The organism is Oxalobacteraceae bacterium OTU3CAMAD1 (assembly GCA_024123915.1).
Taxonomy (GTDB): domain Bacteria; phylum Pseudomonadota; class Gammaproteobacteria; order Burkholderiales; family Burkholderiaceae_D; genus Rugamonas.
Genome location: CP099650.1, coordinates 5,010,083 through 5,024,083 on the forward strand (window position 1 = coordinate 5,010,083; position 14,001 = coordinate 5,024,083).

A 14,001-nucleotide genomic window follows, 5' to 3' on the forward strand; every position below is an offset into this window, starting at 1 on the left:
TTTCCAATTCACAGGCCGGCGCCCGCCGACGGCGGCTCATGCGGCGCGCGCCGGCGCGCCGGGCGCCGCGCAAAAGCGTTGGGCCAGATACCGCATCAGCGCGGCCAGCACCTCCGGCTCGCGCTGGCGCACGAAGAAGTGGCCGCCGTCGAACCAGTCGAGGGAAAAGGCGCCGGCCGCCTCCTGCCGCCAGGCCTCGATGCGCTGGCCGGCGATGTCGTCGTCGCTGCCCGCGAACACGTGCAGCGGAAACGGCAGCGCTGCCGGCGCGCCGTAGCGGAAGCTGGCGCAGGCGCGATAATCGGCGCGCAGCGTATCGAGCGTGAGCCGCATCAACTCCTCGCAGGCGTAGACCTCTTCCGGCGTGCCGCCCTGCTTGCGCATGTCGGCGATCAGCGAGGCGTCGTCGTCCTTGCCCTCGAAGCGTCTTGGATCGTGCTGCGACGGCGCCGGGCTGCCCGACGCGAACAGCGCCGACGGCGCAGGCCTGCCGAGCGCCAGTTGGCGCCGCGCGATGCCGTGGGCCAGCATGGCCCCCATGCTGTGGCCGAACAGGACGTAATCGCCCCGCATCGTCCCGGCGTGCTCGTCGCACAATTGCGCGACCAGTTGTTCATGGTTTTCGACGCAGGGTTCGTCGAGCCGGCCGCCCCGTCCCGGCAGCTCGACCGGGACCAGTTGCACCCAAGCCGGCAGCCAGCGGCGCCAGCGCAAATACATGGTGGCGCTGGCGCCCGCGCACGGCAGCACCAGCAGCTTGACGTGCGGCGCGGCCGGCATCACTGCGCGACGGTCCCGGCGCCGGAGGCCTGGCGCGCCTGCTCGTCCATCCAGGTGCGCAGCGACAGCGGGCGCATGTCGGTCCAGTGCTGCTCGACATAGGCCGAGACCAGCTGCTTGTCGCCGCGCACCTGGACGCCGTGTTCATCGGCGACGGCGGTCCAGCCGCCGGGGACGTTCTTCCAGTGCGGCCAGATCGAATACTGGCCTTCGTGGTTGATCAAAACGATGAAGGTCTCGCCTTCGCGATCGAAGCAGCTGGTGGTCATAAAATCTCCTTGCGTTGCGGGTAAATGGAAGGGAGCGTCGGCACTGCGCATGCATGGCCGCCCCTCCCTCCTAGACGGCACAGGGCGCCGCCTGTTTAGTCGTGGTGGCCCGGCGTCACTCGTGCAGCTCGCGGCAGCCGGCCAGTGCGTGCACCACATCGCGCATCATGAAGTTGACCAGCGTCGCCGACACGCCGACGATTTTGCCGACCTCGCGCTGGGTCTTGCCGTCGATGCGATGCAGTTCGAAGACCAGGCGCGTGCGCGGCAGCAGCGCCGCCAGCGCGTGGTCGACCTTCGCCAGCACGCGGCGCGCGTCGATGCCCGCGTCGGGCGGGCAGCCGCCATCGAGCTCGGGAAAGTCGTCGGCTGCGCCCATGACTATGTAGCCCGACTCCACCATGCGGCGCCGGCAATGGTCGCGCGCCACATTGCGCACCACCTGGCAGCAATAGCCGAAAGGATTCGGGATGTCGCGGGCGCAGACGCAGCCGGCCAGCTTGAGGTAGGCATCCTGGAGCACATCGTCGATGTGGTCGGGATGGCGCAATATTTTGGAGGCGACGGCGCGAAGATCGCGGCGGCGCGCGAGGTAAACCTCGATCAGCGCATGATTTGGCGTGGACAACAAGGGGTCTCTCCTGTCAGGTGAGGAGCGCGGCGGCGGCGAAGCGCGGGGAAAACGGCTGGCGTGCGGCGGGGGCAACCCATGCCCCGGATCAGCAACGCTCTATATAATGTGAATGCGAATCGTTCTCATTACATCAGATTTTTGGCCGACTGGGAACCAAACTTTGCGGTAGGTGTATGTAATCGTGTTTCATACGTCCCGGGTCGCGGGCAATATTATTTAATCCGAGGAAATACGTGGTGCGGAGCGCGGACTGGCAATCAAATGAGATGACAAATCTGTCATGCAAGGGTCATGTTCCTGTCAGTGCGCCCTCCTTAAACTTGTCCTGTCTTCACCTCAACCACCGAAAGGACACATCATGTTCAAGACACTGCGCACCCTCATCCTCTGCACCGCCATCGTCGGCGCCGGCCTGGCACAGGCGGCGCCCGGCGCACCGGCCAACTACGGCAGCGCGGCCAACACCGGCTTCGCCGACCGCGAAATCACCATCGAGCCAGGCACGAAATGGGTGAACGTCAACAATGGCGAAACCGTCGCTTTCAACCTCAACGGCAAAACCTTCACCTGGCACTTCGAAACGCTGCACGCGGAAGACCAGTTCGGACTGGAGAAGATCGCGCCGGAAGGTGTGGAAGTGGGGAACGTGACCGTCTACGTCGCCAGCAACCCTCTGTATCGCGGTTGATGCAATGGGCGCCATCGACATCGCTCGTGGCGCGGCCGCCATCGTCGCCATGGTGGTCGCCACCACCGGCGGGGGCCAGGCGCCGCAGGCCTTGGTCTATCTGTCGAACGTGGCGCCGTCCGCCGACGACAAATCCAACCTGGTCCCACGCGTGAACCTGGACTCCGTCAATATCGGGCTAAAGCCGGTGCAAGGCGGCGGCAAGGTGTCAGTGCCGCGCGGCTAGCGCTTGCCGTCTTATTTCGTTAACACCAGCGAGAAAAACAGGCGCGTCGGCCCGTTCGCCATCTTGAAGAAGATCTTGTTGCGGCCCTTCCTGAAGCGGACCGTGCGCTTGCCCTCGGTCATATTGTAATCGCGCCTGTGGGTGTTGGGAACGTCGTACAGCGCGGGCCAGAAGGACAGTTTGTTGATGTTGCCGCCCGCCCAAACCTGCACATCGTTCACCCAGATCTGGGCATCGTCGTCGCCGCCTATCCACAGCGTCAAGTCCCGCGCGCGGTCCAGCGTCAATTCGGTATAGCCGTAATACACCGCGTCCTCGTCCGGCTCCGGCGGCACCAAAGGATAGCTGGCGGCGTTCACATAGCGCCACGTCAACCGCCGGTTGCCCTTGCCGGCGTAGACCGCGTCCAGGATCACGCCCTGCTCCGGCGGATAGCGATGATTGGAAAACAGCCCGCTGCCATGCTTGCCTTCAAAGGGACCGATCAAATACCAGCTGTTGACATAGACGCGATCGGCGAATTCACCGCCCCGGCCCAGCACGCGGCCGGCGCCCTTGGTCATCGTGCGCGCGTCCACCGGCGGGATGGTGCCGGTTCCCGGATTGAAGATCGCCTGGCCGTCGCGCTGGTAGTTGCGCACGGCGCCCGTCGGCAACACCGCGTCGCGATTGATGAAGGCGGCCATCCGCTGCTCGATGGCGTCGGCGTGGGTGCCGGGCGATGAACCGGTCCGGCCGTCGGCACCCGGTTCATCGCCGGTGCCGGCACCGGTAAAAGCGCTCGCCGGCGCGTTGTCATCCGGGGCCTGGGCGGCCACACGCGAGTCGTTCTTTACGGCCACGCCATTGCGCTGCCGCGCGAGCTCCTGCTGCCGCTGCGCCAGCGCCGCGCGCGCCCTCGTTTCCAACTGCTGGATTTCCGCCGCCAATTGCCCGGGCCCGGCGCCCGGCGGCGCGGCGTCCGGCGGAGGCGGAAGCGTGGTAGGTAACGGCGGCGCGCCGTCCGGAGGAGGCGTGGCGCGGGACGACGGCGTGGCGTCCGGCAGCGCCGCGACGCTTTCGGCCGGCGGTAACTCCAGCCGCTCCCGCGCCTGTTCCACGGAAATCTTCTCGATTCTGGCCAACTCGGCCGCCTTAAGCTCCTTCTCTATCTCGGCGATGGAGGCCGACAGCTCCCTGGCTTCCGCCAGCAGTTGCTCGGGCGGTTTCGGCAGCGACGTGGCGCGGAAGTCCGGCTCGTCCTCGGCGCCCGCGCCATCGGACGGTGGCGCGCCGGGGCGGCTCTGGTCCAGTAAGTCCTTGATTTTCTCCATATCCATCACGCGCTTTTCGATGCTGGACTGTTTTGCCAGTTCGGCGCCGGCGCGATCACGCGCCAGCTCCACCTGGTAGGCGCCCAGGTAATAGAGCAAGACGATCAGCAGCGCGTGCGCCGCCAGCGAGACCAGCACGAAGGCATGCCGCCGCAGCCACGAAAGGGCCGGCGATTCCGCCTCATCGGTATGGCCGAATCTCATTGCGCGCCACGCGTGTGCATGGAGATGTTGGTGAGCCGCTCGAACTGGCACAGATCGAGCACGTGCACGATATCCTGATACTTCGCCAACTGGTCGCCGTCGATACGGATGCGGCGACCGGGGTCGCGAGCCGCTTCCGCCTTCAGGCGTCCGTGCAGGGTCTGGGTCGACACCGGCTCGCCATCGAGGAAGAACTTGCCGTCCTTGTCGACACCGATCGCCAGCGGCGCCGGACCCGCCTCGTCGCGCTCCAGGCTGATCTGCGAAGTCGGCAAGGTGACCGGCAGCTCCTTCTGCGGCTTGCGCTGCTCAGGCTGCTTAAACGACGTCGCCACCATGAAAAACATCAGCAGAAAGAAGATGCAGTCGATCAGCGCGATCAGGCCGATCTCCGGTTGCTCGTCCTCCCCCAGGTTAATGCGCATGGGACACCACGTGCAGGTTCTGCGGCGTGGCGTCGCCATGCAGGAACCATTCGTCGATCAGGCTATTGATTTTTCTTTCCAGCGCCAGGCCGAAGAACGCCTGCCGGTTCTTGAGGAAGTGGTGCATCCCCAGCGCCGGCAAGGCCACGCACAAGCCGGCGGCGGTATTGATCAATGCCTTCGAAATGCCGCCCGCCAGCAGCGCCGGGTTGCCCATGCCCTCGGAGAACGCGATCACATGGAAGGCGTCGATCATGCCGACCACGGTGCCGAGCAAGCCGACGATGGGCGCCACCGTGGCGACAATCGCCAGCGGGTAGGCCTTTTGCTGATGGTGCCGCAGTTCCATCGACGCGATGTCGCCGGCGCCGCTGTTGACGATGGCGTAGCCGTGCTGGCGGTGTGCCACCATGTAGGCAATCACGCGCGCCAGGGTGCTGCCCTCTTCGGCCAGCAGCTGTTGAAGCCTGGTGAAATCCTGCGCCGCCCACAGCGGCTTGACCCTTTCCACCAGCCCCTCGGGCACGATGGCGCGGGCGCGGAAATGCATCAGGCGCTCGATCGTGACGGCCAGGAACAGGATCGACAGGCCGAGCGTGACGACGATGGCAGCGCCGCCCTCGGCCGCCTGTTCGACGATATTGATATCGGCGGCATGGGCGATGTTATGAAGGGCGAGCGTGGCGACTAGCGCGAGGGGGAGATTTTTGTGCATGCCCGTAACAGAGCAAAGTCCGGGCCAGGCCCATATCGTCGTCTTTTCGCGCCTTTTTCGCAGCTTTTTCGCGCCTCTCCCGCGACTGCCAGAGCGACCGTTGCCCATTCCCGAACACCGACTGTCCGGAAATGAACACAGCGCCGGATGCAAACCCTCCCGGCGCTGCCGGCGACTACAACGAACCGCGCACGGGCACCGCGTCGGCCAGCAGCATGAAGCTGCGGTCAGTGTCGAGCAGGTTTGACAGCCGCTCCTCCATCATCGCGACGTAATCGCGCATGGCCGGCACGTCACTACGTTCGAGGAATCCCAACTCGCCCATCGCGTCGAACGCCGGCTGGGCATCCGGCATGGGCTTGACCCGATTGAGCACCGCGCGGCGCATCGAATGGGCAACCCTTGCGTCGCCGGCAACCACCTGCGCATGCGCGTCTATCCAGCTTTCCTGCAGCTCGACGCGATCGATACCCGGCTTGCACACGCCGTAGTACAACAGCCGATGCGGCGAGGTGCCGGCCACCGGCAGCGCCAGCGCGCTCTCCTCCAGCATTGTGAACACCGCCGTGCGGCCGTCCGCGAAATTCGGCTCGTCCGGCGCGATGACCTCCTGGTAATCGCGCGTTTTGGTGGCCGCCAGATGGTCTTGGACCGTGTCGGCCATGATATGGCTGACGGAATCGTAGCGCGACGGCGTCGCCAGCGGCCCGTAGGCGGCGTCGAAGACGTGTTGCTGGATATAGGCGCGAATCAGGCCGGACATCGCCTTCGAACCCATCACGAGGCGCGCGTGCGTGTCCTTCATGTAGCGGCAATACTCGGCGTGCGTCATGCGCGGCACGCGGGCGGCGCAGATATTTAGTTTGATCATGGCGTAGTCTCCATTCTTATTTTTGCACCGGCGCGATCGACACCGGCAGCAAGGTTCCCAAGCCGGCGGCCCTGGCGCGCTTCAGCAGCATTTCGGCGGTCACCACGTCCTGCAAGGCCGAGCCGACCGACTTGTAGACGGCAATGTCGTTGGCGCCTCGCGGCGGCAGGCGCCCGCCGATCAGATCGGACAATGAATGCAGCTTGCCGCCGAAGTCCACGCCTTCGCGCGCGGCGGCGAGCATGTCGCCCGTGTCGTGTGCGACTTCATCGACCATGTCGGCGACGATCAAGCCCGCCCTGCGTATGACGTCGGCATCGACCTCGCGCTGCTCGGGCAGCGTCGAGCCGATCGACACCACGGTGACGCCGGGCCGCAGCCACTCGCCGCGCAGCACCGGCGATTCATCGCGTGAGCGCGCGGCGCAGACGATGACGTCGGCCCCCTCGATGGCCTGTTGCGGCGTATCGGCGGCGACGATCTCGATGCCGAGCAGCCGCTGGAAATCGCTGGCGAACCGCTGGCGGCTGGCCGGCGTCGGGCTGAACACGGCGACCGATGCGATCTCGCGGACGGCGTGCAACGCGTTCAATTGCGAGCGCGCCTCGAAGCCGGAGCCGATCATCGCCACGCGCAGCGGCCGCCGGGGCGCCAGCGCGTCCACCGCGACGGCTGCGGTGGCGGCGGTGCGGATGGCGGTGATCTGGTTGCCGTCGATCAGGGCGGCCAGTTCCATCGTCTGCTGGTCGAACAGCGAAATCAGGTAGCTGGCGCGGCGCGCCCGCGTCGAGGCGGCGATCAGCTTGCAGCCCATGTGACCACCGGAGGAAATGGCGCTCAGGCCGCGCAGCCAGACGCCGTCGCCCCTGGCCATGGAGCGCGGCGGCACCATGGCGTCGTCGATCGGCGCGGCGTAGGCCGCGCGCAGCGCCTCGATCGCGTCTTTCCAGTTGTGCAGTTCACCGACGTCACGGTCGGTCAGGAACAGCGGCGGGCCACCGGCGGTGGCGATTGCGGTTGCGGTCATCGATCAAACTCCCTTCAGGCTTATGATCGATACAGGGTAACGACCGCCGCGCCGGCCGGGAAGCTCGCCGCCCGCATAGCAGCTTTCACAAATGCGGATACCGAAAAACCGCGCTACCGCTCCGCGAAAAGGGAGATGATGAGCCGCGTGATGGCGCGCGTCGCCAACGTGTGGGGGCGATGCTGGGTTGTACCCAGCACGATGTTACGCACCAGTTCCGGCTGCACGATGCGCGCGGCGTCGATGCCGGCCTGCCCGCCACCCTGCTCCATCACCGACGCGACGATGGCATAGCCGGCGCCGGCGGCGGCGAGCTCCCTTTGCAACTGGATGGTATCGGCCTCTATCGCCACCGCCAGCTGAATGCCATGTTCGCGCGCCAGCACGTCAAGCCGCCGGCGCAGCACATGCGGCTCGGCCGGCAGTATCAGGGGCAGGCCCTCGAGCGCGGCGAACGCGATCCGGCCCGACGCTATGACGGGATCGTCGGCCAAACCGATCAAGTCGAGGGCGACGGTGCGCAGGCATGGTTCACCGGGATCGGCGACCGGCCCCTCGCGCAGCAGCAACGCCAGGTCCAGCCGCCCGGTGCCAAGCCATTCCTCCATTTGGGCGCTCGAGCCTTCGGCCAGATGCAGGTGGACGCGTGGGAACTGCTCCTTAGCGCGGCGATACAGCCTGCCCGCGAATATGGACACGCTGCTCGGCAACAGGCCGACGCGCACTTCGCCCATCGGGATGCTGTTGGTCGTGAGGATATCGTCCGCCAGCCGGTCGGCCTCGGCGATCAAGGGAAGAATACGGGCGTGGATCACTTCACCGAATTCGGTCAGGACCACGCCGCGCCCGGTGCGGCGGAATAGCTTGCCGCCGCATTGCGTTTCGAGCTGGGCGATCTGGCGGCTGATGGCGGACTGCGGGCTGTTAAGCGCGTTGGCGACCCGGGTCAGGCTGCCCAATTCGGCGACTTTGGCGAACAGGCCCCAGCGGGGATCGAGAATCGGCAGCATGCGGCGGGTACCCGTGAATGATCAATTTTTATGGCGGAGACGGTCCACGTAGTGTCGCATTTTTCCGGTGCGACGTGGGACGTTTCGTGGCCCGTCCGACGCCGCCCGCGAGTTAGATGATGTCCACCTCCCGCGCCACCAGCACGAAGGCTTGCGACGGCTGGTGAAACGCCGGCTGCCCGCTCGCGCCCAAAAAGACCTTCTGCCAGGCGCGGAAGGCCGGCAGCGCGCCGCCGTCATCGAACCACAGGTTGACCACCGCGTCGTAGCTTGGCATATCTTTTGCGCCGAAGTAGGCCATCAAGCCCGTTTCGTCGGGGATGGCCAGGGTCAGCACGGCACGGCGCACAGCGGCGGCTTGTGGCGTCCCGCGCAGCGCGGCGTCGACTGCAAGGCGCAGCTCCCCGGCGAAGCGCTCGGGTGTGAGCGCATCCGGCTTGCGCAGGAAGTACATCATCTTCACCGGGGCGTCGGCGGGCGCCGGCACGTCGAGCTCCACGTCGCGCGCCAGCATCGCCAGCGCGGTCGGCATGTCGCTGAAATTGGCGCCGTCCGGCCCGACGACGTCGCGCACATAGGCGTCGGTGAATGAGCGCAGCATGCCCTCGACATCGTCGAAATACAGTTCGGTGACGGAGTCGCGGTGGAACAGCCCTTGATAGGCCGGATCGCCCTCGGCGCCATAGGCGCTGTCGCTGACATGGTTTTGCACATAGCGGCGGATGGACAAAGGCTTGGCCCGCGCCAGCGCGCCATGCACGTCGCGGATGTAGCTGAAATATTCGTGCTGCGTCATGCCGGGTTTGCGGCGGATCGCGGCCAGGGTCTTGATCATGTTCGCTCCTGTTGTAGGTGGTGTTCCGCTACCACGTGGCGCAGATGTACTTCGATTCCAGATACTCCATCAAACCGTCATGGCCGCCCTCGCGGCCGACGCCGCTCTGCTTCCAGCCGCCGAACGGCGCCGCCGGATCGGACACCACGCCACGGTTGATGCCCACCATCCCGGCCTCGATGCGCTCGGAGACCGCCAACGCCTTGGCCAGATCGCGCGTGTGCACGAACGACACCAGTCCGAATTCGGTATCGTTGGCCAATGCGATCGCCTCCTCGACGGTGTCGAACACGCACAGCGGTGCTACCGGCCCGAAGATCTCCTGCTTCAGGATGCGGGCGTCCGCGCGCACGTCCGTCAACAGGGTCGGTTCGTAAAAGTAACCCGGCCCGCCGCGCGCCTTGCCGCCGGTGAGCACCGTGGCGCCCTGCCGGACCGCCTCCTCGACCAGTTGCGCCACCTTGTCGAGCGTACTGCGGTTGATCAGCGGGCCAAGCTGCACGCTCTCGTCCAGCCCGGGCCCCAGCTTGACCGCCGCCATCGCCGCCGCGAAGCGCCGAGCGAACTCCGCCGCCACCGGCCGCTCGACGTAAAAGCGGTTGGCCGCCGTGCACGACTCGCCGCCGTTGCGCAGCTTGGCCACCATCGCCGACGCCACCGCCACCTCCAGATCGGCGTCGGCGAAGACGATGAACGGCGCGTTGCCGCCCAACTCCATCGAGCACTTGACCACCTTGTCGGCCGCCTGCGACAGCAGCACGCGACCGATCTCGGTCGAACCGGTGAACGACAGCTTGCGCACGCGCGGGTCGTGCAGCATCGCATTGACGATCTTGCCGGACTGGCGCGACGGCACCACGTTGATCACGCCGGCGGGCACGCCGGCCTCCTCGAACAGGCCTGCCATCGCCAGCGCCGTCAGCGGCGTCTCGGAGGCCGGCTTGAGCACCACCGTGCAGCCGGCCGCCAGCGCCGGGCCGATTTTGCGCGTGGCCATCGCCGCCGGGAAGTTCCACGGCGTGACGAAGACCGCCACGCCGATCGGCTGGCGCACCACCAGGATGCGGTTGGCGCCACCGGGCGCGGTCGACACCTCGCCGACGATGCGCACCGCCTCCTCCGCATACCAACGCAGGAACTCGGCGGCGTAGGCCACCTCGCCACGCGCCTCGGCCAGCGCCTTGCCGCTTTCCAGCACGATCAGGCGCGCGTATTCCTCCTGACGCGCCATCAACAGCTCGAACGCCTTGCGCAGGATCTCGCTGCGCCGGCGCGGGGCGGTGGCCGCCCACGCGCCGCCCGCCGCGTAAGCCGCCGCCACCGCCTCCAGCGCGTCGTCGATCGAGGCGCTCGCCACCGAGGCCAACACCTCCTCGGTGGCCGGGTCGAAGACCTCGAAGGTGGCGCCGTCCGACGCGTCGCGCCATTGGCCATTGATGTACAGGCCCTTGGGCGCCTTGTTCACTTCAGGATGTCGCATGGTTCTTCCTCTCTCAGGCGGGATGGCGGCCGACCATGAATTCGCTGTCGGCATCGGTGGTCGGCGTCACCCCCGAGGCGCGCAAGCCTTCGCGCAGCTGCCGCATGATGCGGTCCGGGCAACGCATCGCCGGCGCCCGCAGCGGACCGCCGTTGAAGCCCGCCAGCCAATCCTGGTACTTCCACTGCGTGCGATTGAGCACGCCCGTGCCGCCCGCGTAGCTGGCTGACGCCGCGCCGTTGGCCAGGCGCGCCGGATGCACCTTCCAGTACAGCTCCATGGCCGCCTCCCACTGCCCCTCGCGCGCCAGCTTGAACGCCTTCGGATAGTAGTCCTGCATCCACTGGGTGTTGCTGGTGCCGGAGAACTGCAGGTCCATCAGGTTCATCATCGGTATCGCGTCCCCCTCGATCGGGCAGCTGATGACCACTTCGTCGCGGAAGTGGTGCCACATCTCGCACAGGCCCGACACCAGCGGGAAGCCCTGCTCGGATTTGATGGCGACGATGTTCGGGATGTCGTCCAGCAGCCGGCGCACGAAGGCGACCGACATGCCGGCCGGATGCACGCGCTCGAAGCCCCACAACGGAATCGGGAACAGCATCACCGCCAGATCGGTGGCATCGCAGAACGCCTTGGTGTAGTCGTAGATCTGCTGCTCGTTCGCCGGCCAAAACTGCGGCGGGTACGACAGCAGCACGATGTCGGCGCCGGCCTTCTCGGCCAGCTTGACCGCCTCGATGTTCTCTTGCAGTGTCCCGAAGGCGGCGTGGAAGAACAGCCCCATGCCCTGCCCGGCCGTGTCGCGCGCCCAGGCCGTGAACTGGGCGTTCTCCTCCGGCGTGATCGCCACCTCTGAGCACAGCAGCGTGTAGCTGTAGCCGAACTTGACGGCCAGCTCGATGTCGTGGCGGATGCCGCGCTCATTGAGCCGCTTGAGATCGGCCGAATAACTGGGGATGGTGACCGCGCTGCAGCCGGTCAAATGTTCCCGCGCCCAAGCGCGCGCGTCCTGCTTCTTGTAATTTGCCATGTCCGATTCCGTTCGTAAGGTTGGTGTGCCAGAGACGAGATCGATGGTAGTTGGCCTGGAAGAAAGAAGAAACGGCCCGCGCGGGAAAGCAGCTATCGCATTTTTGTTATATCAGCCGCGATTGGTGATCCTGCCTAAAGGCAACCGCGCCCCACAGGATGGTGGATTTGGCTATATTTAGCCATGGGAAAAATCTACATCGGTATCTCCGGCTGGCGCTACAAGGGCTGGCGCGGCGTGTTTTATCCGGAAGGGCTGGCGCAGGCGCGCGAGCTCGACTTCGCCTCGCGCGCGCTGCCGACGATCGAGTTGAACGGCTCCTTCTACTCGCTGCAACGCCCTTCCAGCTATACCGCGTGGTACGAGGCAACGCCGGCGGGCTTCGTCTTCAGCCACAAGGGCAACCGCTACCTCACCCACATCCTGCGCCTGGGCGACGGCGTCGAAAAGGCGCTGGCCAACGTCATGGCCTCCGGCGTGTTCGAGTTGCGGGAAAAACTTGGGCCGTTCCTGTGGCAGCTGCCGCCCAACTTCCGCTTCGACGCCGAACGGCTGGAGCATTTTTTCAGCCTGCTGCCACGCGACCTGGAACAGGCGCAGCTCCTGGCGCGCCAGCACGAGCCGCGCATGAACGGCAAAGTCGCGCTGGAGATCGACGCCAACCACAAGCTGCGCCACGCGCTGGAGATCCGCCACGACAGCTTTATCGATCCCGCGTTCGTCGCGCTGCTGCGCAAATACAAGGTGGCGCTGGTGGTGGCCGACACCGCCGGAAAATTCCCGTACTACGAGGATGTGACGTCGGACTTCATGTATCTGCGCCTGCACGGCGCCGAGGAACTCTACGCCAGCGGCTACGACGACGAGTCCCTGGAACGCTGGGCCGCGCGCATTCGCGCCTGGAGCACGGGCGGCCAACCGGATGACGCCAAACTGATATCGGACAAGCCGCCGCCGGCGCGCGCGAAACGCGACGTCTACTGCTACTTCGACAACGACATCAAAGTGCGGGCGCCGTTCGACGCGCGCAGCCTGATCGAGAAATTGGGCCTTGGCGGCGGCCTGGCGTCATTTGGCTGAAGGCGGCAGGCGGTCGCGCGGCACCGGCGGCACGCGATACTTGGCCATGCCTGATTTTTGCGAACGGTAGATGCCGCAACGGCCGGAGAACAGATAGGCGACCACGCAGGCCATCGCGGCGAAGGGACCGATCTGCGGGCCAAAGAGCTCGATCGCCATGATGGTCGACGCCAGCGGCGTATTGGCGGCGCCAGCGAACACCGCGACAAAGCCCAGCGCCGCCAGCAGCGGGAAAGGCAGATGCAGCAAGGGCCCGAGCGCGTTGCCGAGCGTGGCCCCGATGAAGAACAGCGGCGTCACCTCGCCGCCTTTGAAGCCGCTGCCCAGCGACGCGACCGTAAAGGCGAACTTGCCGAGGAAATCCCACGGCGCCAGCGGGTGCTGGAACGCCTCGACGATCACCGGGATGCCAAGGCCGATGTAGCGCGTGCCAAGCAGCCATACGGCGATGGCGACGACCACGCCGCCGATCATCGGCCGCAGCGGCGCGTAAGGAATATGGCGCTTCATGAAGGCCGACGCCGCGTGCGTGGATTTGGCGAAGGCCATGCCGGCCAGGCCGAATACGATGCCCGCCACCAGCACGGCGGCGACGCTGGCGAAGCCGATCGCCACCACCGTGTTCATTGGATAGTGCGTGTGGTGCACGCCCCAGGCCATGCCCACCTGGTCGGCCGCGACGGCGGCGACGATGCAAGGGAAGATGGCGTCGTAACGCAGGCGGCCGACGGCCAGCACCTCCATGCCGAAGATGGCGCCGGCCAGCGGCGTACCGAAGACGGAGGCGAAACCGGCGCTGATGCCGGCCATGAGCACGATGCGGCGGTCCGCGTGACGCAGCCGCAGCGCATACGTCAGCTGGTCGGCCAGCGCGCCGCCCATCTGCACGGCCGTGCCCTCGCGGCCCACCGAGGCACCGAACAAATGTGAAACGACGGTGCCGATCAACACCAACGGCGCCATGCGCAGCGGGACCACTTTCTGGGGATCGTGGATTTCGTCGATCAGCAGGTTGTTACCGGCTTCCACGCTGGAGCCGGTTTTCAGGTAAAGCCAGCCGACGGCGAAGCCGGCCAGCGGCAGCAGCCAGATGATCCAGGCGTGCGCCTCGCGCCAGTGTGTCGCATAATCGAGCGCAAAGAGGAAGAATGCCGAGGCGGTGCCGCTCAACGCGGCGATCACGCCGGCGATACAGGTCCACTTGGCGACGTACGCCAGCAAAGCCGTTTGTTCGGGATAAAGAGAGGATTTCATGCAGCGAGCGGCAACTCCGGGGTCAGGTCCGCCAATTCTACACGAGCACATCGTTACCGCCGAGACACGTAGGGCGGATTAGGCGGAACGCCGTAATCCGCCATTTGTGAGCCGTCGACGAAGCATGCATGGCGGATTACGCTGCGCTAATCCGCCC

General features: G+C 66.2%; 16 protein-coding genes. 3 read left to right on the forward strand and 13 right to left on the reverse strand.

The features are described 5' to 3' along the window. Positions 1-36 precede the first annotated feature (36 nt). The 3 genes from NHH88_21170 to NHH88_21180 all read right to left on the reverse strand — a co-directional run bounded on the left by NHH88_21170 (position 37) and on the right by NHH88_21180 (position 1,680). Entirely contained in the window at positions 37-780 is a 744-nt protein-coding gene (locus tag NHH88_21170; GenBank protein USX12198.1) for an alpha/beta fold hydrolase, read from the reverse strand. Beyond that, positions 780-1,049: an MbtH family NRPS accessory protein gene (locus NHH88_21175; protein USX12199.1), complete on the reverse strand. Its 270-nt coding sequence runs from the start codon at positions 1,047-1,049 to the stop codon at positions 780-782. The genes NHH88_21170 and NHH88_21175 overlap by 1 nt, the downstream gene beginning before the upstream one ends. A gap of 115 nt (positions 1,050-1,164) precedes the next feature. Further along, the gene (locus NHH88_21180) at positions 1,165-1,680 is read right to left on the reverse strand and encodes a sigma-70 family RNA polymerase sigma factor (protein ID USX12200.1); all 516 of its coding nucleotides are present in this window, start codon (positions 1,678-1,680) and stop codon (positions 1,165-1,167) included. Positions 1,681-2,041: 361 nt separating this feature from the next. On the opposite strand from NHH88_21180, the gene NHH88_21185 reads away from it, so the two are divergent. Next, the gene (locus NHH88_21185) at positions 2,042-2,371 is read left to right on the forward strand and encodes a CzcE family metal-binding protein (GenBank protein USX12201.1); all 330 of its coding nucleotides are present in this window, start codon (positions 2,042-2,044) and stop codon (positions 2,369-2,371) included. A gap of 4 nt (positions 2,372-2,375) precedes the next feature. After that, a complete protein-coding gene (locus NHH88_21190; protein ID USX17522.1) occupies positions 2,376-2,597 on the forward strand; it encodes a hypothetical protein in 222 nt (73 codons plus the stop codon). 11 nt (positions 2,598-2,608) lie between these two features. Here the strand turns inward: NHH88_21190 and NHH88_21195 are convergent, their stop codons facing one another. The 9 genes from NHH88_21195 to NHH88_21235 form a co-directional block, all read right to left on the reverse strand. After that, complete coding sequence (locus NHH88_21195; protein ID USX12202.1) at positions 2,609-4,114, reverse strand: hypothetical protein; 1,506 nt, start codon at positions 4,112-4,114, stop codon at positions 2,609-2,611. After that, a complete protein-coding gene (locus tag NHH88_21200) occupies positions 4,111-4,539 on the reverse strand; it encodes a biopolymer transporter ExbD (GenBank protein USX12203.1) in 429 nt (142 codons plus the stop codon). Before NHH88_21200 ends, NHH88_21195 begins: the two co-directional genes overlap by 4 nt. After that, positions 4,529-5,254, reverse strand: coding sequence for a MotA/TolQ/ExbB proton channel family protein (locus NHH88_21205; GenBank protein USX12204.1), 726 nt, complete (start codon positions 5,252-5,254; stop codon positions 4,529-4,531). The genes NHH88_21200 and NHH88_21205 overlap by 11 nt, the downstream gene beginning before the upstream one ends. A gap of 175 nt (positions 5,255-5,429) precedes the next feature. Beyond that, the gene (locus NHH88_21210; protein ID USX12205.1) at positions 5,430-6,125 is read right to left on the reverse strand and encodes an EthD domain-containing protein; all 696 of its coding nucleotides are present in this window, start codon (positions 6,123-6,125) and stop codon (positions 5,430-5,432) included. Positions 6,126-6,141: 16 nt separating this feature from the next. Next, on the reverse strand, positions 6,142-7,152 hold the full coding sequence (locus NHH88_21215; protein ID USX12206.1) for an ornithine cyclodeaminase family protein: 1,011 nt from the start codon (positions 7,150-7,152) through the stop codon (positions 6,142-6,144). 113 nt (positions 7,153-7,265) lie between these two features. Beyond that, positions 7,266-8,162 (reverse strand): LysR family transcriptional regulator, encoded by an 897-nt coding sequence (locus NHH88_21220; GenBank protein ID USX12207.1) that lies wholly within the window; start codon positions 8,160-8,162, stop codon positions 7,266-7,268. A 112-nt stretch (positions 8,163-8,274) separates the two neighbouring features. Then, a complete protein-coding gene (locus NHH88_21225) occupies positions 8,275-8,997 on the reverse strand; it encodes an EthD domain-containing protein (protein USX12208.1) in 723 nt (240 codons plus the stop codon). 28 nt (positions 8,998-9,025) lie between these two features. Beyond that, positions 9,026-10,477, reverse strand: a complete 1,452-nt coding sequence (locus NHH88_21230; GenBank protein USX12209.1) for an NAD-dependent succinate-semialdehyde dehydrogenase — start codon at positions 10,475-10,477, stop codon at positions 9,026-9,028. A 13-nt stretch (positions 10,478-10,490) separates the two neighbouring features. Further along, positions 10,491-11,510 carry a dihydrodipicolinate synthase family protein gene (locus tag NHH88_21235; protein ID USX12210.1) on the reverse strand — a complete coding sequence of 340 codons (1,020 nt, stop codon included), beginning with the start codon at positions 11,508-11,510 and terminating at the stop codon, positions 10,491-10,493. Positions 11,511-11,693: 183 nt separating this feature from the next. Between NHH88_21235 and NHH88_21240 the strand changes: the two genes are divergently transcribed. Beyond that, entirely contained in the window at positions 11,694-12,590 is an 897-nt protein-coding gene (locus NHH88_21240) for a DUF72 domain-containing protein (protein ID USX12211.1), read from the forward strand. Here NHH88_21240 and NHH88_21245 read toward each other — a convergent pair. Continuing rightward, a complete protein-coding gene (locus NHH88_21245; protein USX12212.1) occupies positions 12,579-13,844 on the reverse strand; it encodes a voltage-gated chloride channel family protein in 1,266 nt (421 codons plus the stop codon). The genes NHH88_21240 and NHH88_21245 overlap by 12 nt on opposite strands. Positions 13,845-14,001 lie beyond the last annotated feature (157 nt).

Excerpts from the sequence above, each read along its gene's own strand:
- NHH88_21170 (USX12198.1), bottom strand. The coding sequence starts at position 780 with ATGCCGGCCGCGCCGCACGTCAAGCTGCTGGTGCTGCCGTGCGCGGGC.
- NHH88_21205 (USX12204.1), bottom strand. The coding sequence starts at position 5,254 with ATGCACAAAAATCTCCCCCTCGCGCTAGTCGCCACGCTCGCCCTTCAT.
- NHH88_21220 (USX12207.1), bottom strand. The coding sequence starts at position 8,162 with ATGCTGCCGATTCTCGATCCCCGCTGGGGCCTGTTCGCCAAAGTCGCC.
- NHH88_21200 (USX12203.1), bottom strand. The coding sequence starts at position 4,539 with ATGCGCATTAACCTGGGGGAGGACGAGCAACCGGAGATCGGCCTGATC.
- NHH88_21185 (USX12201.1), top strand. The coding sequence starts at position 2,042 with ATGTTCAAGACACTGCGCACCCTCATCCTCTGCACCGCCATCGTCGGC.
- NHH88_21245 (USX12212.1), bottom strand. The coding sequence starts at position 13,844 with ATGAAATCCTCTCTTTATCCCGAACAAACGGCTTTGCTGGCGTACGTC.
- NHH88_21235 (USX12210.1), bottom strand. The coding sequence starts at position 11,510 with ATGGCAAATTACAAGAAGCAGGACGCGCGCGCTTGGGCGCGGGAACAT.
- NHH88_21240 (USX12211.1), top strand. The coding sequence starts at position 11,694 with ATGGGAAAAATCTACATCGGTATCTCCGGCTGGCGCTACAAGGGCTGG.
- NHH88_21195 (USX12202.1), bottom strand. The coding sequence starts at position 4,114 with ATGAGATTCGGCCATACCGATGAGGCGGAATCGCCGGCCCTTTCGTGG.
- NHH88_21190 (USX17522.1), top strand. The coding sequence starts at position 2,376 with ATGGGCGCCATCGACATCGCTCGTGGCGCGGCCGCCATCGTCGCCATG.
- NHH88_21230 (USX12209.1), bottom strand. The coding sequence starts at position 10,477 with ATGCGACATCCTGAAGTGAACAAGGCGCCCAAGGGCCTGTACATCAAT.
- NHH88_21210 (USX12205.1), bottom strand. The coding sequence starts at position 6,125 with ATGATCAAACTAAATATCTGCGCCGCCCGCGTGCCGCGCATGACGCAC.
- NHH88_21175 (USX12199.1), bottom strand. The coding sequence starts at position 1,049 with ATGACCACCAGCTGCTTCGATCGCGAAGGCGAGACCTTCATCGTTTTG.
- NHH88_21215 (USX12206.1), bottom strand. The coding sequence starts at position 7,152 with ATGACCGCAACCGCAATCGCCACCGCCGGTGGCCCGCCGCTGTTCCTG.
- NHH88_21225 (USX12208.1), bottom strand. The coding sequence starts at position 8,997 with ATGATCAAGACCCTGGCCGCGATCCGCCGCAAACCCGGCATGACGCAG.